The 19705-nt window shown below is 71.9% G+C and carries 17 protein-coding genes; 10 read left to right on the forward strand and 7 right to left on the reverse strand.

Annotation, left to right across the window (positions count from 1 at the left end; translation table 11 throughout):
- The first annotated feature begins 106 nt into the window (after positions 1–106).
- Genes iolC through mmsA form a run of 5 tightly spaced genes read left to right on the forward strand, consistent with a single transcriptional unit; the run spans position 107 to position 6173 of the window.
- Positions 107–1057 (forward strand): 5-dehydro-2-deoxygluconokinase, encoded by a 951-nt coding sequence (iolC, locus tag ACIBAF_RS29760; protein ID WP_399467138.1) that lies wholly within the window; start codon positions 107–109, stop codon positions 1055–1057.
- Entirely contained in the window at positions 1054–1947 is an 894-nt protein-coding gene (locus tag ACIBAF_RS29765) for a deoxyribose-phosphate aldolase (RefSeq protein ID WP_399467140.1), read from the forward strand. Before iolC ends, ACIBAF_RS29765 begins: the two co-directional genes overlap by 4 nt.
- A 7-nt stretch (positions 1948–1954) precedes the next feature.
- Entirely contained in the window at positions 1955–2782 is an 828-nt protein-coding gene (iolB, locus tag ACIBAF_RS29770) for a 5-deoxy-glucuronate isomerase (RefSeq protein ID WP_399467142.1), read from the forward strand.
- Complete coding sequence (iolD, locus tag ACIBAF_RS29775; protein WP_399467144.1) at positions 2779–4656, forward strand: 3D-(3,5/4)-trihydroxycyclohexane-1,2-dione acylhydrolase (decyclizing); 1878 nt, start codon at positions 2779–2781, stop codon at positions 4654–4656. The genes iolB and iolD overlap by 4 nt, the downstream gene beginning before the upstream one ends.
- A 14-nt stretch (positions 4657–4670) precedes the next feature.
- On the forward strand, positions 4671–6173 hold the full coding sequence (gene mmsA, locus ACIBAF_RS29780; RefSeq protein ID WP_399467146.1) for a CoA-acylating methylmalonate-semialdehyde dehydrogenase: 1503 nt from the start codon (positions 4671–4673) through the stop codon (positions 6171–6173).
- 56 nt (positions 6174–6229) lie between these two features.
- Here mmsA and ACIBAF_RS29785 read toward each other — a convergent pair whose 3' ends face one another.
- Complete coding sequence (locus tag ACIBAF_RS29785) at positions 6230–7063, reverse strand: hypothetical protein (protein WP_399467148.1); 834 nt, start codon at positions 7061–7063, stop codon at positions 6230–6232.
- Positions 7064–7289: 226 nt separating this feature from the next.
- On the opposite strand from ACIBAF_RS29785, the gene ACIBAF_RS29790 reads away from it, so the two are divergent.
- From ACIBAF_RS29790 to ACIBAF_RS29800, 3 genes are all read left to right on the forward strand, one after another.
- Positions 7290–9941: an alpha/beta fold hydrolase gene (locus ACIBAF_RS29790; RefSeq protein ID WP_399467150.1), complete on the forward strand. Its 2652-nt coding sequence runs from the start codon at positions 7290–7292 to the stop codon at positions 9939–9941.
- Positions 9938–10792, forward strand: coding sequence for an ABC transporter permease (locus ACIBAF_RS29795; protein WP_399467152.1), 855 nt, complete (start codon positions 9938–9940; stop codon positions 10790–10792). The genes ACIBAF_RS29790 and ACIBAF_RS29795 overlap by 4 nt, the downstream gene beginning before the upstream one ends.
- A gap of 141 nt (positions 10793–10933) precedes the next feature.
- On the forward strand, positions 10934–12436 hold the full coding sequence (locus tag ACIBAF_RS29800) for a von Willebrand factor type A domain-containing protein (protein ID WP_399467154.1): 1503 nt from the start codon (positions 10934–10936) through the stop codon (positions 12434–12436).
- An 82-nt stretch (positions 12437–12518) separates the two neighbouring features.
- Here the strand turns inward: ACIBAF_RS29800 and ACIBAF_RS29805 are convergent, their stop codons facing one another.
- The 3 genes from ACIBAF_RS29805 to ACIBAF_RS29815 all read right to left on the reverse strand — a co-directional run bounded on the left by ACIBAF_RS29805 (position 12519) and on the right by ACIBAF_RS29815 (position 14598).
- A complete protein-coding gene (locus ACIBAF_RS29805) occupies positions 12519–12923 on the reverse strand; it encodes a rodlin (protein ID WP_399467155.1) in 405 nt (134 codons plus the stop codon).
- A 128-nt stretch (positions 12924–13051) separates the two neighbouring features.
- Positions 13052–14083, reverse strand: coding sequence for an LCP family protein (locus ACIBAF_RS29810; protein WP_399467157.1), 1032 nt, complete (start codon positions 14081–14083; stop codon positions 13052–13054).
- A 107-nt stretch (positions 14084–14190) separates the two neighbouring features.
- A complete protein-coding gene (locus tag ACIBAF_RS29815; RefSeq protein WP_399467158.1) occupies positions 14191–14598 on the reverse strand; it encodes a rodlin in 408 nt (135 codons plus the stop codon).
- Positions 14599–14883: 285 nt separating this feature from the next.
- Between ACIBAF_RS29815 and ACIBAF_RS29820 the strand changes: the two genes are divergently transcribed.
- A complete protein-coding gene (locus tag ACIBAF_RS29820; RefSeq protein ID WP_399467160.1) occupies positions 14884–15114 on the forward strand; it encodes a chaplin family protein in 231 nt (76 codons plus the stop codon).
- An 8-nt stretch (positions 15115–15122) separates the two neighbouring features.
- Here the strand turns inward: ACIBAF_RS29820 and ACIBAF_RS29825 are convergent, their stop codons facing one another.
- From ACIBAF_RS29825 to ACIBAF_RS29835, 3 genes are all read right to left on the reverse strand, one after another.
- Complete coding sequence (locus tag ACIBAF_RS29825) at positions 15123–15395, reverse strand: hypothetical protein (protein WP_399467161.1); 273 nt, start codon at positions 15393–15395, stop codon at positions 15123–15125.
- A 103-nt stretch (positions 15396–15498) separates the two neighbouring features.
- Positions 15499–16743, reverse strand: a complete 1245-nt coding sequence (locus tag ACIBAF_RS29830; protein ID WP_399467163.1) for an FAD-dependent oxidoreductase — start codon at positions 16741–16743, stop codon at positions 15499–15501.
- Positions 16743–18095: an ATP-grasp domain-containing protein gene (locus ACIBAF_RS29835; protein ID WP_399467164.1), complete on the reverse strand. Its 1353-nt coding sequence runs from the start codon at positions 18093–18095 to the stop codon at positions 16743–16745. Before ACIBAF_RS29835 ends, ACIBAF_RS29830 begins: the two co-directional genes overlap by 1 nt.
- Positions 18096–18257: 162 nt before the next feature.
- On the opposite strand from ACIBAF_RS29835, the gene ACIBAF_RS29840 reads away from it, so the two are divergent.
- Positions 18258–19685: a glycosyl hydrolase gene (locus tag ACIBAF_RS29840; RefSeq protein ID WP_399467165.1), complete on the forward strand. Its 1428-nt coding sequence runs from the start codon at positions 18258–18260 to the stop codon at positions 19683–19685.
- Positions 19686–19705 lie beyond the last annotated feature (20 nt).

Consider the following 19705-nt stretch of genomic DNA (forward strand, 5'->3'; position numbering starts at 1 on the left):
CGGGGCTACAAAGCCGTGAGAGCCGATACGGGGACGTCTGCCGGGACGTGCCACGAGCGGCGTCACGGGCGGCGTCACGGGGACGAGCCGATACGAAGGGAACTCGATGGCGTACGACCTGATCACCATGGGGCGGATAGGAGTGGACCTCTATCCGTTGCAGACGGGCGTCCCACTCCCGCAGGTCACGTCCTTCGGGAAGTTCCTGGGGGGATCGGCCACCAACGTCGCCGTCGCCGCCGCGCGGCTCGGCCGGGAGACGGCGGTGATCTCCCGCACCGGCGACGACCCCTTCGGCGCCTACCTGCACGAGGCCCTGCGCGGCTTCGGCGTGGACGACCGCTGGGTCACGTCGGTGCCCGGCCTGCCGACGCCCGTCACCTTCTGCGAAATCTTCCCGCCGGACGACTTCCCACTGTACTTCTACCGGCAGCCCAAGGCGCCGGACCTGGAGATCGACGCCCATGAGCTCGACCTCGACGCCGTCCGCGAGACCCGCGTCTTCTGGGTCACCGGCACCGGCCTGAGCGAGGAGCCGAGCCGTACCGCGACCCTCGCCGCCCTCGCCCACCGGGCCAAGGCCGGCACCACGGTCTTCGACCTCGACTGGCGGCCGATGTTCTGGTCCGACCCGGACGCGGCCCGCCCGTTCTACGCCGAGGCCCTGAAGCACACCACCGTCGCCGTCGGCAACCTCGACGAGGTGGAGGTCGCCACCGGCGTGCGCGAGCCGCAGGCGGCGGCGCAGGCGCTGCTGGACGCGGGCGTCGAGCTCGCCGTCGTCAAACAGGGGCCCAAGGGCGTCCTGGCCGTCAACAGCAAGGGCGAGTCCGCCGAGGTCCCGCCGCTGCCGGTGAACGTCCTCAACGGCCTCGGCGCCGGTGACGCCTTCGGCGGCTCCCTCTGCCACGGCCTGCTGGCCGGCTGGGACCTGGAGAAGATCATGCGCCACGCCAACGCGGCCGGCGCCATCGTCGCCTCCCGGCTGGAGTGCTCCTCCGCGATGCCGACGCCGGCCGAGGTGGAAGCGGCGCTCGAGGCAGGAGCGGTCCTGTGACGACCGTCGACGTCTCCGAACTCGTCCGGCTGCGCACGCAGTACCCCGAGGCCATCGCCGAGGCGGCCGCCCGCCGCCCGCGCAGGCCGCTCGTGGGCGACTCCGGCCGGCTGATGATCGTCGCCGCCGACCACCCGGCCCGGGGCGCGCTCGGCGTCGGCGACCGCAAGCTGGCCATGGCCAACCGCGCCGACCTGCTCGAACGCCTGGTCCTCGCACTGTCCCGCCCCGGCGTGGACGGCGTCCTCGCGACCGCCGACATCCTGGACGACCTGCTGCTCCTCGGCGCCCTCGACGGCAAGGTCGTCATGGGCTCGCTGAACCGGGGCGGCCTCCAGGGTTCCGTCTTCGAGCTGGACGACCGCTTCACCGGACACCGCCCCGAGGACATCGAGCGCCTGAACTTCGACGCGGGCAAGCTGCTCCTGCGCATCGACTACGACGACCCGGGCTCCCTCACCACCCTGGAGTCCACCGCCCGCGCCATCGACGACATGGCCGCCCGTAAACTCCCCCTCTTCGTCGAGCCGTTCATCAGCCGGCGCACCCCCGAGGGCAAGGTGAAGAACGACCTCTCCGCCGAGGCCGTCACCAAGTCGATCGCGATCGCCTCGGGTCTGGGCGGCACCTCGGCCTACACCTGGCTGAAGGTCCCCGTCACCGACAACCCCGACGACATGGCCGAGGTCATGGAGACGTCCACGCTGCCCGCCGTCCTGCTGGGCGGCGAGGTCGGCGGCACCGCTGAGGAACAAGCCGGAGCGTACGAGAAGTGGCGCGGCGCGCTGCAACTCCCCACCGTCCGGGGCCTGGTGGTCGGCCGCTCGCTGCTGTACCCGGCCGACGGGGACGTCGCCGCCGCCGTGGACACCGCCGTAGGACTGCTGTGAGGGCCGCATGACGAACCGGGAGCCGCACCACGACCTGTACGTCCCCAAGGGGGCGACCGCCGGCGCGCACTACGCGCTCGACATCGACCCCGAGCGGGCCGGCTGGACCTACAGCAGCCTGCGGATCATCGAGCTGGAGCCGGGGGGCACGCACCCGTTCACCACCGGCGACAGCGAGTGGATCGTGCTTCCGCTGGAAGGCGGATGTACGGTGCAGACCGCGGATCAAGAGTTCCAACTCCTGGGCAGGGAAACCGTGTTCGCGTCGGTCACCGACTTCGCGTACGTTCCCCGGGACGCCCAGGCCACGATCGCCTCCGGCGCGGGAGGCCGCTTCGCCCTGGCAGGAGCGAAGTGCGAGCGACAACTCCCCGCCCGCTACGGCCCCGCGCCGGAGGTCCCCGTCGAAGAGCGCGGCAGCGGCAGCCAGTTGCGTCATGTGCGCAACTTCGCCTCCGCCGACGCCTTCGACTGCGACAAGCTGATCGCCGTCGAGGTGATCACCCCGGGCGGCAACTGGTCCTCGTACCCGCCGCACAAGCACGACGAGCACCGGCCGGGCGAGGAGGCCGAGCTCGAGGAGATCTACTACTTCGAGATCGACGGCCCGCACGGTTTCGGCTACCAGCGCGTGTCCCCCTCGCGCGAGGGCGGCTCCGACGTCCTCGCCGAGGTCCGCTCCGGCGACGCCGTCCTCGTCCCCGACGGCTGGCACGGCCCGTCGATCGCCCAGCCCGGGCACGCCATGTACTACCTGAACGTCATGGCCGGCCCCGGCGAGAACCGGGAGTGGCGGATCTGCTTCCACCCGGACCACACGGAGGGTTACCGATGACCATCAGGCTTACGGTCGCCCAGGCGCTCGTCCGCTTCCTCGCCGTCCAGTACACGGAGCGCGACGGCGTACGGCAGCGGCTGATCGGCGCGACCTGGGGCATCTTCGGCCACGGCAACGTCGCGGGTCTCGGCCAGGCGCTGATCGAGTACGGCGACGACATGCCGTTCCACCAGGGCCGCAACGAGCAGTCGATGGTGCACGCGGCCGTCGGGTACGCCCGCCAGTCCAACCGTCTGTCCACGCACGCGGTGACGACGTCCATCGGCCCCGGCGCGACCAACCTGGTCACCGGCGCCGCCCTGGCCACCGTCAACCACCTCCCCGTCCTGCTCCTGCCCGGCGACATCTTCGCGACCCGCGTCGCCGACCCCGTCCTCCAGCAGCTGGAGGTCCCCTACGCGGGCGATGTGTCGGTCAACGACTCCCTGCGCCCGGTGTCGAGGTACTTCGACCGGATCACCCGGCCCGAGGCCCTGATCCCGGCCGCCCTGCAGGCCATGCGCGTCCTCACCGACCCGGTGGAGACGGGCGCGGTCACCCTGGCGATGCCCCAGGACGTCCAGGCCGAGGCCTACGACTGGCCCGAGGAGTTCTTCGCCGAGCGCACCTGGGCCGTACGACGTCCGGGCGCGGACCCCGCCGAACTCGCCGAGGCGGTCCGGGCGATCAGGTCGGCGCGGCGTCCGCTCGTCGTCGCGGGCGGCGGCGTGCACCACAGCCGCGCCGAAGAGGCTCTCGCCGAGTTCGCCGAGGCCACCGGCATCCCGGTCGCGTCCACCCAGGCCGGCAAGGGCTCCCTGCGCTACGACCATCCGCAGGACGTGGGCGGCGTCGGCCACACCGGCACCGCCACCGCCGACGAACTCGCCCGCACCGCGGACCTGATCATCGGCGTGGGCACCCGCTACACCGACTTCACCACGGCGTCCAACACCCTGTTCCAGGGGGACGGCGTCCGCTTCCTCAACCTCAACATCGCCTCCTTCGACGGCCACAAGCTCGCCGGTCTGCCCCTCGTGGCGGACGCCCGCAGCGGCCTGGGCGAGCTGACCGCGGCGCTCCGACTGCACGACCACCGGGTCGCGGACGCGTACGTCAGCGAGTACTCCGAGGACAAGGAGCGCTGGGAGCAGCGCGTCGACGCCTGCTACGAGGCCGACGAGCCCGACGTCCGCCCGACGCAGCCGCAGGTGCTCGGCGCGCTCGACGCCCTCGCCGACGAGTCGGACGTGATCATCAACGCGGCCGGTTCGCTCCCCGGCGACCTGCACAAACTCTGGCGGGCGCGCTCCCGGGACCAGTACCACCTGGAGTACGGCTACTCCTGCATGGGGTACGAGATCCCGGCCGCGATCGGCGTGAAGCTGGCCGCTCCCGAGCGCAACGTCTGGGCGCTGGTCGGCGACGGCACCTACCTGATGATGCCGACGGAGATCGTGACGGCCGTGCAGGAGGGGATCGCGATCAAGATCCTGCTCGTGCAGAACCACGGCTACGCGTCGATCGGCGGGCTCTCGGAGTCCGTCGGCGGTGAGCGGTTCGGCACCGCGTACCGCTTCGCCTCCGAGGACGGCGCCTTCACGGGCGCGCCGCTCCCCGTCGACCTGGCCGCCAACGTGGCGAGCCTGGGCATGCGCGTGCTGCGCGCGAAGACCGTCCGCGAACTGCGCGAGGCCCTCGCCGAGGCGCGCCACGCCGACACTCCCACTTGTGTCTACGTCGAGACCGAAACGGCCGACACTGTGTCGGGCCCGCCGCCGGCGCAGGCCTGGTGGGATGTACCTGTCGCCGAAACCGCGACCCGACCGTCCGCGGTGAAGGCACGAGAGCTGTACGAACGGCACGTCTCTACCCGACGCCACCATCTGTGAAGGAGTACTCGGTCATGACGAAGATCGTCAACCACTGGATCGGCGGCAAGCCCGTCGAGGGCGCGTCGGGTACCTACGGACCCGTCACCGACCCGGCGACCGGCGCGGTCACCACGAAGGTCGCGTTCGCGACCGTCGACGAGGTCGACGCGGCCGTGGCCGCCGCCAAGGACGCCTACGCCACCTGGGGCACGTCCTCGCTGGCCAAGCGCAGCACCATCCTGTTCAAGTTCCGGGCGCTGCTGGACGCGAACCGGGACGCGATCGCCGAGCTGATCACCGCCGAGCACGGCAAGGTGCACAGCGACGCGCTGGGCGAGGTCGCGCGCGGGCTGGAGATCGTCGACCTGGCGTGCGGGATCACCGTGCAGCTGAAGGGCGAGCTGTCGACCGAGGTGGCCAGCCGCGTGGACGTCTCGTCCATCCGTCAGCCGCTGGGCGTCGTCGCCGGCATCACGCCGTTCAACTTCCCGGCGATGGTCCCGATGTGGATGTTCCCGATCGCCATCGCGTGCGGCAACACGTTCGTGCTGAAGCCGTCCGAGAAGGACCCCTCCGCCTCCCTCAAGCTCGCCGAGCTGCTGGCCGAGGCGGGCCTGCCCGACGGCGTGTTCAACGTCGTCAACGGCGACAAGGCAGCCGTCGACCGTCTCCTGGAGCACCCCGACGTCAAGGCGGTGTCCTTCGTCGGCTCGACCCCGATCGCCCGCTACATCCACACCACCGCCGCCGCGAACCACAAGCGCGTCCAGGCCCTCGGCGGCGCGAAGAACCACATGCTGGTCCTCCCGGACGCGGACCTGGACGCGGCCGCCGACGCCGCCGTGTCCGCCGCGTACGGTTCGGCGGGCGAGCGCTGCATGGCGATCTCCGCGGTCGTGGCGGTCGGCGCGATCGGCGACGAGCTGGTGGAGAAGATCCGCGAGCGCGCCGAGAAGATCAAGATCGGTCCCGGCAACGACCCGACGAGCGAGATGGGCCCGCTGATCACCGCCGTCCACCGCGACAAGGTGGCGTCGTACGTGACGGGCGCGGCGGCCGAGGGCGCCGAGGTCGTCCTCGACGGCACCGGCCACACGGTCGAGGGCTTCGAGGACGGCCACTGGATCGGCATCTCGCTCCTCGACAAGGTGCCGACGACCGCGAAGGCCTACCAGGACGAGATCTTCGGCCCGGTGCTGTGCGTGCTCCGCGTGGACACCTACGAAGAGGGCGTGGCGCTGATCAGCAGCTCCCCCTTCGGCAACGGCACCGCGATCTTCACCCGGGACGGCGGCGCGGCCCGCCGCTTCCAACTGGAGATCGAGGCCGGCATGGTCGGCGTGAACGTCCCGATCCCGGTCCCCGTCGGCTACCACAGCTTCGGCGGCTGGAAGGACTCCCTCTTCGGCGACCACCACATCTACGGCAACGACGGCACGCACTTCTACACCCGCGGCAAGGTCGTCACCACCCGCTGGCCCGACCCGGCCGACGCCCCCGCCGGCGTCGACCTGGGCTTCCCGCGCAACCACTGAGGCGGCACGGTGTCCTGCCTCTCCGAAGGGGAGGCAGGACACCGCCGTGTCCGGGTTCAGCTCTGCTGCTTCTGGCTGTTCTTCATCGCCTCGGTGAGGTCGGCGGTCTGCGCGGCCGGCGGGGCCTTGACCGCGGCGGTGGCGCCGAACTTGTCGAAGTCCATGGTCACGTTCACCTTGCCGATCTGCTCCTTCAGGCGGACCGGCAGGTCCTTGCCGTCGAGCCACACGTCCAGCGTCATCGATTCGGCCCCGCCGGTCAGCGAGCTCATGCCGTCACTGCCGTAGGCCTCCTTGAACTTCCCCATCTGCGCCTGGTCTACGACGGCCCGGTAGTGGGTCGTACTGCGCCCGTCGACGGTCTCTTTGCCGAGGTCCTCGACGTCGTTGGCGTACTTGAGGGACTTCATCGAGGCCGCCGGGTTGCCCCCGCCGCTCCCGGTGAACGCCTGGGCGCCCTTGTCGCCGAACAGCACCGACGCGTCGATCCTCATCCACTCCTTGCCCTTGAGCGGGCCGGAGGGCTGGGGGTCGACGTCGTAGTAGTAGGCGCCGTCCACGAACAGCATCCGGATCGTCGCACTGTCCTGGAGCTGCTGCATGTTCGCGGCCTTGGTGTCCATCTGGATGTCCATCGCCACGCCGTCGCCCCAGGAATAGGTGCCGTTCATGGCGACCGGGGTGCCCGTGCCGACGTCGGTGCTCATCCTGACCTCCGCCGAGCCCAGCTGGTCGGTCCGGTCGGTGGCCCGCGCCAGCGCCGCCTTGATCGCCGCGCTCGGGTCCACGGCCTTGGCCGCCCCCTTGGCCGCCTCCGTGCCGCACCCCGCGGTCGTCACCAGCACCGCCGCCGTGACCCCTGCCCAGGCAGCACCGTACTTCAGCTTCATTCGTCCCCACCCCTGTGTGTCGTCTGTGACCCGGCGACTCTAACGGGTCACACTGACATGTCCGCGTCCTGAATGTCCGCAGGTTTTCCGCCGCCGTCCCCGTGGACACGCAGGGCCGGTACTGCGGCTGGAGTACGCAGGCGGGGGCGCGTACGCCCCGGGGAGGGCCCGCAGTTCGGTCCCCGGTCGACAACGCCCCGACAGTTTCACCCCGTACCGTTGAAGCATGGATCTTCGACCGCCCCGACTGCGAGGGCTGCTTCGGGGGCCCCGGAGGCTGCTGGCCGCCGGGGCCGCCGTCGTCGTGCTCGCCGGCGCCGGCACATGGACGGCGGCCGTCGCCTCCGACGACGCACCGCAGGTACACCGCGCCGACCGGGTCATGGCGGTGGACGGCGTACGCCTGGACACCTCCTACTTCACCGCCGGCGGCTCGGGCCGCCGCCCCGCCGTCCTCCTCGGACACGGCTTCGGCGGCAGCAAGGACGACGTCCGGCAGCAGGCCGAGAAGCTCGCCCGCGACGGATACGCGGTGCTGACCTGGTCCGCGCGCGGCTTCGGCGAGTCCACCGGCAAGATCGGCCTGAACGACCCGAAGGGCGAGGTCGCCGACGTCTCCCAGCTGATCGACTGGCTGGCGAAGCAGCCGCAGGTCCAGCTCGACAAGGCCGGCGACCCGCGCGTCGGCGTGGCCGGCGCCTCCTACGGCGGCGCGATCTCCCTGCTCGCCGCCGGGTACGACGCCCGCGTCGACGCCATCGCCCCCTCGATCACCTACTGGAACCTCGCGGACGCGCTGTTCCCCGACGGTGTCTTCAAGAAGCTGTGGGCCGGCATCTTCTTCAACACCGGCGGCGGCGCGGCCCACTTCGAACCCGCGCTGGCCGCGATGTACGACCGGGTGGCCGAGTCCGGCGCCCCCGACGCCGCCGCCCGCAAGCTGCTCGAAGAGCGCTCCCCGTCGGCCGTCGCCGACCGCATCAAGGTCCCCACCCTCCTCATCCAGGGCCAGACCGACTCCCTCTTCACCCTCGCCCAGTCCGACGCCGCCGAGAAGGCGATCCGCGCGAACGGCGCGCCCGTCGACGTCGACTGGATCGCGGGCGGCCACGACGGCGGCGACCTGGAGGCGAGCCGCGTACAGACCCGGGTGCGGTCCTGGTTCGACCGGTACCTGAAGGACGACAAGTCCGCCGGCACCGGCCCCGCCTTCCGCGTCACCCGCACCGGAGGAGTCGACTCCACCGACGGCGCCGCCCTGCTCAGGGGCGCGAGCGCGGACAGCTACCCCGGCCTGGAGAGCGGCGAGCGCACCTTCGAGCTGACCGGCCGCCGCGAGGAGCAGTCCTTCGCCAACCCGGCCGGCGCGAGCCCGCCCGCCGTCTCCGCCCTGCCCGGTCTCGGCGGCGGCGGTCTTTCCCAGCTGTCCTCCCTCGGCGTCGGAGTCTCCCTCGACTTCCCGGGCCAGTTCGCCGCCTTCGACTCCGCGCGGGTCACCGGCGACCTGCGCATCACCGGCTCCCCGACGGTCACCGTCCACGTGAAGTCGACGTCCGACCAGGCCGTCCTCTTCGCCAAGGTCTACGACGTCGGCGCCGACGGCGCCCAGCAGGTGCTGCCCTCCCAGCTCGTCGCCCCGGTCCGCGTCGAGGGCGCCAAGGCCGGCAAGGACGTCACGATCACGCTCCCGGCCATCGACCACAAGGTCGACGACGGCCACCGCCTGCGCCTGGTCCTCGCCTCCACCGACCTCGGCTACGCCTCCCCGGTGACCCCGGCGACGTACACCGTGTCCCTGAAGGGCGACCTCAAGGTCCCGACCGCCCCGGCCGTGACGACCGCGGCCGCCCCTCTCCCGTCCTGGGTGTGGTGGCTGCCCCTCGCGGGCGCGGGCGTGGCGCTGGCCCTGCTGCTGACGGCCCGCCGCCGCACCGCCATGCCCGCCCCCGACCCGGCGCTCGCCGAGGTCCCGCTGCAGATCACCGACCTGAGCAAGAAGTACGCGAACGGCGACCGCTACAGCGTCCGCGACCTCTCCTTCCGCGTCGAGAAGGGCCAGGTCCTCGGCCTGCTCGGCCCGAACGGCGCGGGCAAGACGACGACACTGCGCATGCTGATGGGCCTGATCAAGCCCGACGACGGCGAGATCCGCGTCTTCGGTCACGCCATCCGCCCGGGCGCCCCCGTCCTCTCCCGCGTCGGCTCCTTCGTCGAGGGCGCCGGCTTCCTCCCGCACCTCACCGGCCGGGAGAACCTGGAGCTGTACTGGCAGGCCACCGGCCGGCCCGCCGAGGACGCCTGCCTCGCGGAGGCCCTGGAGATCGCCGGCCTCGGCGACGCCCTCGCCCGCGCGGTGCGCACCTACTCCCAGGGCATGCGCCAGCGCCTGGCCATCGCCCAGGCGATGCTGGGCCTGCCGGACCTGCTCATCCTCGACGAACCGACCAACGGCCTCGACCCGCCGCAGATCCGCGAGATGCGCGAGGTGATGATCCGCTACGCGGCCGCCGGCCGCACGGTGATCGTCTCCAGTCACCTCCTGTCCGAGGTCGAGCAGTCCTGTACGCACCTCGTAGTCATGGACCGCGGCAAGCTGGTCCAGGCCGGCCCGGTCGCCGAGATCGTCGGCTCCGGCGACACCCTCCTCGTCGGCACCGCCGGCCCCGTCGAGGAGCCGATCGTCGAGAAGATCGCCGCCCTGCCCGGCGTGGCCTCCGCGGCCCCCGCCGACGAGGGCCTGCTGGTCCGCCTGGACGCCGACGGCACCGCCCAGCGCCTGGTCGCCGAACTCGTCCGGCTCGACGTGCCGGTCACGGCGGTCGGCCCGCACCGCCGCCTGGAGGACGCCTTCCTCACCCTGATCGGAGGTTCCGCATGAGCACCCTCACCGAGGTCGCCTCCGGCTACCAGGCAGGCCGCACCCTGCCGCTGCGCGTCGAGCTGGTCCGCCAGCTCAAGCGCCGCCGCACGCTGGTCATGGGCGCCGTCCTCGCCGTCCTGCCGTTCGTCCTGCTCATCGCGTTCGCGATCGGCGGCGAGCCCGGCGGCCGCAACGGCCAGGTCACCCTGATGGACACGGCCACCGCGTCCGGCGCCAACTTCGCCGCGGTCAACCTGTTCGTGTCGGCGGGCTTCCTGCTCGTCATCCCGGTCGCCCTGTTCTGCGGGGACACCGTCGCCTCGGAGGCCGGCTGGTCCTCCCTGCGCTATCTGCTCGCCGCGCCCGTGCCCCGGGCCCGCCTGCTGTGGTCCAAGCTCGTCGTGGGCCTCGGCCTCAGCCTGGCCGCGATGGTCCTGCTGCCGGTCGTCGCCCTCGCCGTCGGCACCGCCGCCTACGGCTGGGGACCGCTGGAACTCCCCACGGGCGGCGCCCTCGACTCGGGCACCGCGGCCGGGCGGCTCGTGGTCGTCGTCGGGTACGTCTTCGTCTCCCAACTGGTCACCGCGGGGCTGGCGTTCTGGCTCTCGACGAAGACCGACGCCCCCCTCGGCGCGGTCGGCGGCGCGGTCGGCCTGACCATCGTCGGCAACGTCCTGGACGCCGTCACCGCCCTCGGCGACTGGCGCGACTTCCTGCCCGCCCACTGGCAGTTCGCCTGGGCCGACGCCGTCCAGCCCACCCCCGAGTGGTCCGGCATGATCCAGGGCGCCGCCGTCTCCGTAACGTACGCCCTGGTCCTGTTCGCCCTGGCCTTCCGCGGTTTCGCCCGCAAGGACGTCGTCTCCTAGGTCACCGGAGGATCACCCACCGGTCTCGAAGACCGGCCCCCGTGCCCACTTCGAGACATATCCGAAACACCCCGTGGCGCACGTTCCGGCCCCCTGTCCCGTCACAGTCACAGACGTCGACGGAAACAGGGGGCACAGGACATGAAGACGCACCGCACGCCACGACTGCTCGCCTTCACGGCGGCCACCGCCCTGCTCCTCACCGGCTGCGGCGCGGGCGACTCCGGCGGCAGCAAGGCCTCGGACGGAGCGCGGGGCGGCCAGGCCTTCCCCGCGCCGAGCGCACCCCGCGGCACCGAGGACGACGCGGCCGAGAACGACGAGGCCGACCCCGACCACCTCTCCACCTTCGCCCTCGACGTCGACACGGCGTCCTACGGCTACGTCCGCCGCACCCTCGCCGACGGCCGCCGCCCGGACCCCTCGACCGTCCGCCCCGAGGAGTTCGTCAACAGCTTCCGCCAGGACTACGAACGCCCCGACGGCAACGGCTTCTCCGTCACCGTCGACGGCGCCCGCACCGGCGACGACGACTGGTCCCTGGTCCGCGTGGGCCTCGCCACCCGCCCCGCCAAGAAGCAGGCCGAACGCCCGCCCGCCGCCCTCACCTTCGTCATCGACGTCTCCGGCTCGATGGGCGAACCCGGCCGCCTGGACCTCGCCAAGTCCTCCCTGAACACGATGACCGACCGACTGCGCGACGACGACTCCGTCGCGATCGTCACCTTCAGCGGCGAGGCCGAGACCGTCCTGCCCATGACCCGCCTCGGCGACCACGGCCGCGACCGCGTCCACGACGCCGTCGACGACCTGGAGCCCGACGACTCCACCAACCTCGGCGCCGGCGTCGAGACCGGCTACGCCACCGCCGTCGAGGGCCTGCGCAAGGGCGCCACCAACCGCGTCGTCCTCGTCTCCGACGCCCTCGCCAACACCGGGGACACCGACGCCGACGACATCCTGGAACGCATCGACACCGCCCGCCGCGAACACGGCATCACCCTCTTCGGCGTCGGCGTCGGCAGCGACTACGGCGACGCCCTGATGGAACGCCTCGCCGACAAGGGCGACGGCCACACCGCCTACGTCGCCACCGAGGCCGACGCGACCAAGGTCTTCTCCACCGACCTCCCGCAGAACGTCGACCTGACCGCCCGCGACGCCAAGGCCCAGGTCGCCTTCGACCCCGAGACGGTCGCCGACTTCCGCCTCGTCGGCTACGACGACCGCCGCGTCGCCGACGACGACTTCCGCGACGACCGCGTCGACGGCGGCGAGGTCGGCCCCGGCCACACGGTCACCGCCCTCTACGCCGTCCGCACCAGGCCGGGCGCCGACGGCCACCTCGCCACCGCCACCGTCCGCTGGCTCGACCCCGACACCCGCACCCCGCACGAGACCACCGGCCAACTCGAGACCGGCGCCCTGCACGACGACCTCGCCGACGCATCCGTCCGCTTCCAGGTCACCGCTGCCGCCGCCTACTTCGCCGACGCCCTGCGCGAGGGCGACCACCCCCTCCCGGACGCCCCCAGCCTGTCCGAACTCGCCGACCGAGCCGAGGCGTTGGCGAAGAAGACCGAGGACAAGCAGGTGAGCGACCTCGCGAACGCCATCGGCCGCGCACGCCGACTCGGGGTCTAGCCGCACACAAGACGACACGCGAAACGGCGGGTCATCGGAAAGCCGATGACCCGCCGTCTCGCGGTACGCCAGGTGCGGCGGCTCAGCCGTTGTGCACGCCATTGGCCGAGAGGAACGAAATGTCGTCCAGGACGTGCGAGAGCGGGTCGTCGCCCTTGGCCTGGGTGGAGTTCTCGGCACACTGCTGGTTCTGCGACGACGACAGGATCGGGACGTCCTGGAGCAGCGCGCCGGGGCCCGGGCTCGTGGCAGTGTTGATCTTGCTCGGCAAGGCGAGGCAGGGCTTGTTCAGCGAACCCTGAATCAGCGAGAGCTGCGGGCTCTCGTCACCGAACGTGGCCGAGTTGCCGAACTTCGACGAGGCGCCGTTGCCACTGGCGGAGGTGGTGCCGCTGTCGTCGCCGACGGCCAGGGCCTGAGGCGCGGCCGCGATCGCGATACCGGCCAGGGACGCGGCGACCGCCGCGGTTGCCCACAGCTTCTTCATGTTCTTTCCCTTCGAAAAAGCGGACTCCGGGGGAGGAGCTGCGTGATCACCAACGCGCCGCCCCCGCCCGGGGTTGCGTGCAGTGCCCCGATCGGCCCAGCGCATGGCGTGCGACGGCCGCGCGCCCCTCACGCACACATGTACGAGCTCCCGCGCACCGCCACAGTGCTGCCGAGGACGGTCGGCGGGTCTTTCGGCGCCGGGTCCGCACCCTTCGCCACCAGCGGCCGGTCCTCGCGCACCTGCGTGAAGAGCGCGTCTGTGCGCTCCCGGTCCCAGGCCAGCGCCGCGCCGATGCCCAGCTCGGGCGGGGCGAACCCGGAGATCGGCACCGTCGTGAACTCCGTCGCCGAGGCCGGCAGCCGGTGCAGTACGCCCGCCAGCTCCACGAGCTCGGCCGCGCTGAAGCCCTGGGGACCCGACCCGAGCAGCGTGCGCACCAGGCGCCCCGTGCGCACCGGGTCGGTGAGCAGCCTGCCCGCCTGGAGCCCCCGCAACGCCTGGACGAGGAACCGCTGCTGACGCTGGATCCGGCCCAGGTCGGCACTGTCGTCGACATGCCGCGATCGGACGTACTGCAGGGCCTGCCCGCCGTGGAGCCGGTGCGTGCCGGGTGCGAGGTCGAGCTTGGTCGCGGAGTCCTTGAGCCGTCGAGGTGTGCACACCTCGACGCCGCCGACCTCGTCCACGCTGTCGATGAACCGCCGGAAGTCCACCTGGACGAACCGGTCGATGCTCACCCTGGTCATCGACTCGACGGTCCGGATCGCGAGCTCCGCACCGCCCTCCTGATAGGCCGCGTTGATCTTCGCCGGATGCGCAGGCCGTTGCACGCCGCCCGCCCCGGCGGGGTGCGGCGGGATCTCCGCGGCGGAGTCGCGGGGGATGCCGATCACGCTGACGCGGTCCCGGCGGGCCGAGAGATGGATCAGCATGAGGACGTCCGTGCAGCCGCAGGGCTGTCCACCGGCGTGGAACTCGTGCTTCTCGGCGGTGCTGATGGTGTCCCGTTCGTCAGTGCCCATCAGCAGGATGTTCATCGCGCCCGGAGCGTGTTCCCGGCCGGGGAGTGCGGAACTGCCGAGCAGCACGCCGGTCGTGATCAGGACGATTCCCGGAATCATCAGACGGCGTGGCCAAAGGCTCTTCTTCGTTGTCACACGCCGCACGCTAGAACAGCGGGCCGCCGATGGTTCGGCGGCCCGCTGTCCGGGCGGAGAAAATACCCCGGGGCCCGGGAAAAAAGACCCCGTTCAACGCTTGGGGGTCAGTGGTTGCCCGCGCCGTTGCTCGCGAGGAGCGAGATGTCGTCCAGAATGTGCGAGAGCGGGTCGTCGCCCTTGGCCTGGGTGGAGTTCTCGACACACTGCTGGTTCTGCGACGACGACAGGATCGGGACGTCCTGGAGCAGCGCGCCGGGGCCCGGGGACGTGGCAGTGTTGATCTTGGTCGGCAGGGCGAGGCAGGGCTTGTTGAGGGAGCCCTGGATGAGCGCCATCTGCGGGCTCATGTTGCCGAAGGTGGCCGAGTTGCCGAACGACTGGCTGGCGCCGTTGCCGCTGGCGGAGGTGGTGCCGCTGTCGTTGCCGGTGGCGAGCGCGGGGGCGGCGGCAGCGGCGGAGGCGCCGACGACGGAAACGGCGACCGCGGCAGCGGCCAGTACCTTCTTGATCACTTGATTAAGTCCCTTCGATGAGAAGCCCCGTCCACCGGAGCGTGCTGACCAACTTCCGGCCGCCCTCTTTGGTTCCTCGACTTCACCCCAATGGCTCATTGAAAAAACTGTTTCCACCCCGCCTCTGAAGGCGTTCGAGTGATCTCTCCTCGTCACGCGTTTGTCCGTTTATCGCAGCGTCTATCTCTCGTCCGTAGCCTGCAGGTCATGGTGCGAGCTCTTCCGGTTGTGCTCGCTCGGTTCTTTCGACCGTCATCACGGCATGACCGCAGAGAAGGGAAAGACATGAAGAAGACCGCTGCAGTTGTCGCAGGTCTTGTCCTGGCCCTCGGAGGAGCCGCCCCGGCCTTCGCCGACGCCGAAGCCAACGCTGCTGCCGTCGGTTCCTCGGGATTCCTCTCCGGCAACGTGTTCCAGTTGCCGATTCATCATCAGGTCAACGTGTGCGGCAACAGTTCGTGGGGCCTTTACAGTCTGCTGAGCCCGAGTATCGGCACCGTCTGCGTCAACAACTGACGATGCCGTCACTCCAGCCGTCCGGCTGGGTCGAGGTCGGCCTTGGGCAGCCTGCTGGGCGTTCCAAGGCCGGCTTCCTCCTGTGCGGCGCCGCCGCCCTCGCCGAGTCGTGCGGAGCGCAGTACGGCGACGACGACTCGGGCTACCGCGACGACGGGCCGGGGGCGACTGCGGAGGCCACGGCGAGGTGCAGGCGGTGGGCACGCCCCGCCGCAGCTGCCGCACACCGGCGGGGACCGCGCGACGCTGCCGGCCGCCTCGGATGTCAGCGCGTTGCTCATCGGGGGCGGCGCCGTCCTGTACCGGCGAGGCAGGGCAGCGTCCCGTCGCTGAACGTGCCGGGTGCCGGCCGCCCGCGCGGCCGGCACCCGTGCGCCACCTCGCTCAGCCCCGTACGGTCTCCGCAGCCCCGTGCCGACCCGGCGCCGGGATCGCGCCGCTCGGCACGCCCGTGCGCAGCCGGCGCCGGACGCCTCGGACGAGGGCGCCCGAGGTGAAGGTCGCGCCGTGGACGAAGCGCATCGCCGGGCCGAAGCCCGCCGCCGTCACCAGGCCGGCCATGAACAGGCCGGGGTGGGACGACTCGAAGTCCCGGCCCACCTCGGGGGAGCCGTCGGCCACGGTGGCCAGTGCACCGCGCAGGTCGCCGCAGAGGAGTCCGAGCCGGTCACGGGTCGCCTTGAAGCCGGTGGCCGCGATCACGTGCTCGGTCTCGAAGGAGTCCGCTCCCGTGACCTCCAGCCGCACCCCGCCCGGCACCGCCCGTGCCGCCGTCACCTCGTGGTCCAGGCGCACCTCCACGGAGCCCTCGACCCGGTCCCGCACCCACCAGGCGCCGGCCGGTCCGAGCGCCGTCGCCGCGATCCGTGCCCGGGTCGGCTCCGGGAGGCGGCGGTAGAGGCCGGGGCGTTCGGCGTAGAACCAGTTGCGCCAGCCGGGGCCCAGTCCGCTGTGCGGGGAGCGGGCCGACTGCCACCACGGGCGCTCCCAGGGCGGCGGCACGTCGTTCCAGCGCAGCCGGTCGGCGCGGGCCAACACCCTTACCCGGGTGTCCTGTTCGGCGAGCAGGGCGGCCGTCTCCAGGGCGGCCTGGCCGCCGCCGATCACCGTGACGTCACGGCCGTGGAAGCGGCCGAGGTCGCCGTGGTGGCTGCTGTGCGTGACGAGGTCGGGGGAGAGGCCGTGCAGGGCGGCCGGGATCTCGACGAACGGCATCACACCGACGGCGAGGGCGACCGTCCGGGCCTGGACGGTCTCGCCGTCCTCGGTGACCGCCTCGAAGCCGCCCGGCCGGGCCGCGATCCGGGTGACCGTGCGCTCGTCGACGTCCGGGACGGCGTTGCGGGCGAACCACAGGCCGTACTCGGCGAACATCTCGACCGGGATCGGCTCCCCGTGCCGGGCCGTGACGCCCTGGGTCTCGCAGTAGACGTCGAGCCGCCAGCGGGCCGCGGGGTCGGAGAGGTTGGAGGCCCACGGCTCGGACTTGAGGAACATCCCGCCCGGCATGTTGTCGCGCCAGGAGGCCATCGGTCGGCCGAAGACGCGCAGGCTCAGCCCGGCGGCCGCGGCGTGGGACGCGATGGACAGGCCGTACGGGCCCGCGCCCACCACCAGCAGGTCGTACATCAGCAACTGCTCGCTTTCTCGTCGTCGGTCGGTTCGGTCGGTTCGGTCGTTTTGGCCAGGTCGGCCAGGTCGGCCAGGTCGGCCAGATCAGTCAGGTCGGTCCGGGACGCCGGGGGCGGGGGTGCCTGGCGGATGACGCGGGGGCCTGCTCCGACCGTGCTCGGCGGGCCGAGCCGGCGCGCCCGGTCGAGCAGCCGGCGTGCGACATGGGCGCCCCACAGGCCCCACATGGCCCGGCCGGGTGCGGTGTCGTCGCCCGCGTGCCAGGCCAGTTCGCGGCCGGTGCGCGCCGGCCGCAGCGCGGCCAGCGGCGCGTAGTTCTCCACCACGAACGACCGCCCCGGCAGCGGCGCCCCGGCCGGCAGCGGACGGTGCGTCAGATCCAGGTGCTGCGCGCGTACGACGTCCAGCCCCGCGCCGTCGGCGAAGAGCCGGAACTGGGCGCCGGGGCGCGGGTTGAAGTCGAGCAGGTGGTAGTCGCCCGTCAGGCCGCAGCGCCGGAAGTCGAGGTCGAAGATGCCCCGGTAGCCGAGTTCGCCGGTGAGCCGCTCGGCCAGCGTTTGCACCTGCGGGTTCTCGGTCCACTCGCCCACCGCGGTGAGCCCCGCGTCGCGCGGCCAGGCGCACAGCTTGCGGCCCGGCCCGCCGCCGCCGACCGCGCCGGAGCGGTCGACGTACCCGTGGACGAACCAGTCGCGGTCTGGCCCAGGCGGCAGGAAGGTCTGCAACAGCAGCCTGCTGCCGGCGTCCTCGGTGCGCAGGTACAGGTCGCGCGCCTCCTGTGGGGAGCGCACCACGGCCGTGCTGCGCAGCCCCGAGTCGGCGGGCAGCAGCCAGGGTCGGCTCCACTTCGCCACCACCGGCAGGCCGAGCCGCCAGGCGGCGGAGGCGGCCTGCGTCGCGCTGTCGGGGACGACCGTGAGCGGGTGCGGCACGCCCGCCGCCGCGCACAGATCGGCCAGTTCCGCTTTGTCGGCGACCCGTTCGGGCACCGCGCCGGGCTGTTGCGGCAGCAGATAGGCGGGCGCCAGCTCCTTGCGCAGCCGGCCCACCGCGACCGCGCCCGCGTCGTCCATGGGGATCAGGACAGCGGGCCTTTTGATGCGGGCGGCCACCCGCATCAGGACGGCGGCGATGTCGTCGGGGGCGGCGGCGGGTGGCGGCGGGGGATGCAACTGGCGGACGAAACGGGATGTGCGGATGGGGCTTCCCGTGGAGTCGGCGACCACGTGCACGTCGATTCCGGCTCTGCCGAGCGAGCGCACGGCACCCAGCGTTCCGTGGTGAAAGGGATTCCGGTCGATTCGCAGGAGGACGGCGGGGACGCGGGTGTCGAGCAGCGACTCGGGCATTTTTCTCCGGGTCCTTCGGTTCGGTTCACCGATTCGGGCGATCGAGGCGCTCGAAAGCCCTAACGGCGGTGGCGAGATTCCTCTTCTTGTGACTTTCATATGACTGAGTGTCAGTAATGCGCGAGCAGTGCGCGTTACGCGAGAGTGGAGAAGGGAGCAGGCATGGCCCCACAGCAGCGACGCGTGCGCACCCGGCGGCTGGCCGTCGTCGCGGCGGCGGTCGCGGCCTCGGCCGCCCTGGCGTCCGGACCTGGATTCGCCGCGGGTGCGGGGGTGGTGCGGGTCGCCGATCCTCCCGCTCCCACCCCGACCGTCCCGAACATCCCGGCACCCGCGGTCGTCGCACAGGCGCCCGCGGCGGCCGACCCGGTCGTCCCCGTGCCGGGGGCGACCCCTGCGGCCCAGGTCACCCCGGTTGCCCCGGTGACGCCCGTGATCCCGGTGACGTCCGTGACCCCGCAGGCCTCGGAGACCCCGCAGGCCTCGGCGACCCCGGCGGAGACCCCCACCCCGGTCCCCACCGCCACCGCGTCCACCCTGCCCGCGAAGGTCCCCCCCGCCTTCGGCGCCTACCTCGACTACGGCGCCCGGGGCGTGGCCCGCATCGCCCAGCTCAGCGCCTGGCTCGGCGGCGCCGAGCTGCGCGTCGCCCACACCTACCTGCCGGGCGACCGCTGGCGCAACATCGAGGGCCCGCCCGGCTTCCTCGACGCGTGGGCGCACTGGCGGCTGGCGAAGGACGACCGGATGTTCGTCCTCAACGTGCCCATGATGGAGCGCAACGAGGAGGGCGTGTCCGACACCGAGGTGCGCAGGCTGCTGCGGCTGGGCGCGGCCGGGGAGTTCGATCACCACTTCAGGGCTCTCGCCGAACGGCTCGTCGCGCTGAAGGTGCCGGACACCGTGATCGTGCTCGGCTGGGAGATGAACGGCATCACGTACACCCATCGCTGCGGGCCGGACCCGGAGGCCTGGAAGAAGTACTGGAACAGGATCGTCTCCACGATGCGTTCGGTGCCGGGCCAGAAATTCAGGTTCGACTTCACGCCGACCCGCGGCAAGGACGCCGTTCCCTGGACCCAGTGTTATCCGGGGGACGACACCGTCGACATCATCGGAATGGACTCGTACGACCAGCCGACCGGGCTGTCCTTCGACGAGCAGGTGAAAGAACCCTACGGGCTCCAGGAACACGTGGAATTCGCCAGATCCCACGGCAAGCCCATTTCCTATCCCGAATGGGGACTCTTCCGCAACGGTGACAACGCCGAATACATGCGGCGCATGCTCGCCTGGATGGACGAGCACAAACCGCTGTACAACACGCTGACCGACTACTGCCCGCACGGCGTCTGGCAGTGCCGGCAGAACCCGCGGTCGTCCGAGGTGTACCGCTCGCTCCTGTCCGGCCGCACCGACGAGCCGACCACGACGGACCCCACCACACAACCGCCCACGACCGAGCCCACGACCGAGCCCACTGCCGAACCCCCGGTGAACTGCGCGCCGATGGACCTCGGCGACTGGGTCGAGTACTGGCTCGGCGGCAAGCTCTGCGTCCGCCTGGACTGGTGGTCGCGCAACCGGTGAACCGCGGTGCGGTGGCGGCC

This window comes from Streptomyces sp. NPDC051677, from assembly GCF_044453465.1.
Lineage (GTDB): Bacteria > Actinomycetota > Actinomycetes > Streptomycetales > Streptomycetaceae > Streptomyces.

Excerpts from the sequence above, each read along its gene's own strand:
- ACIBAF_RS29840 (WP_399467165.1), top strand. The coding sequence starts at position 18,258 with ATGGCCCCACAGCAGCGACGCGTGCGCACCCGGCGGCTGGCCGTCGTC.
- ACIBAF_RS29785 (WP_399467148.1), bottom strand. The coding sequence starts at position 7,063 with ATGAAGCTGAAGTACGGTGCTGCCTGGGCAGGGGTCACGGCGGCGGTG.
- ACIBAF_RS29790 (WP_399467150.1), top strand. The coding sequence starts at position 7,290 with ATGGATCTTCGACCGCCCCGACTGCGAGGGCTGCTTCGGGGGCCCCGG.
- ACIBAF_RS29795 (WP_399467152.1), top strand. The coding sequence starts at position 9,938 with ATGAGCACCCTCACCGAGGTCGCCTCCGGCTACCAGGCAGGCCGCACC.
- ACIBAF_RS29835 (WP_399467164.1), bottom strand. The coding sequence starts at position 18,095 with ATGCCCGAGTCGCTGCTCGACACCCGCGTCCCCGCCGTCCTCCTGCGA.
- ACIBAF_RS29800 (WP_399467154.1), top strand. The coding sequence starts at position 10,934 with ATGAAGACGCACCGCACGCCACGACTGCTCGCCTTCACGGCGGCCACC.
- ACIBAF_RS29820 (WP_399467160.1), top strand. The coding sequence starts at position 14,884 with ATGAAGAAGACCGCTGCAGTTGTCGCAGGTCTTGTCCTGGCCCTCGGA.
- iolC (WP_399467138.1), top strand. The coding sequence starts at position 107 with ATGGCGTACGACCTGATCACCATGGGGCGGATAGGAGTGGACCTCTAT.
- iolB (WP_399467142.1), top strand. The coding sequence starts at position 1,955 with ATGACGAACCGGGAGCCGCACCACGACCTGTACGTCCCCAAGGGGGCG.
- mmsA (WP_399467146.1), top strand. The coding sequence starts at position 4,671 with ATGACGAAGATCGTCAACCACTGGATCGGCGGCAAGCCCGTCGAGGGC.
- iolD (WP_399467144.1), top strand. The coding sequence starts at position 2,779 with ATGACCATCAGGCTTACGGTCGCCCAGGCGCTCGTCCGCTTCCTCGCC.
- ACIBAF_RS29805 (WP_399467155.1), bottom strand. The coding sequence starts at position 12,923 with ATGAAGAAGCTGTGGGCAACCGCGGCGGTCGCCGCGTCCCTGGCCGGT.
- ACIBAF_RS29830 (WP_399467163.1), bottom strand. The coding sequence starts at position 16,743 with ATGTACGACCTGCTGGTGGTGGGCGCGGGCCCGTACGGCCTGTCCATC.
- ACIBAF_RS29825 (WP_399467161.1), bottom strand. The coding sequence starts at position 15,395 with ATGAGCAACGCGCTGACATCCGAGGCGGCCGGCAGCGTCGCGCGGTCC.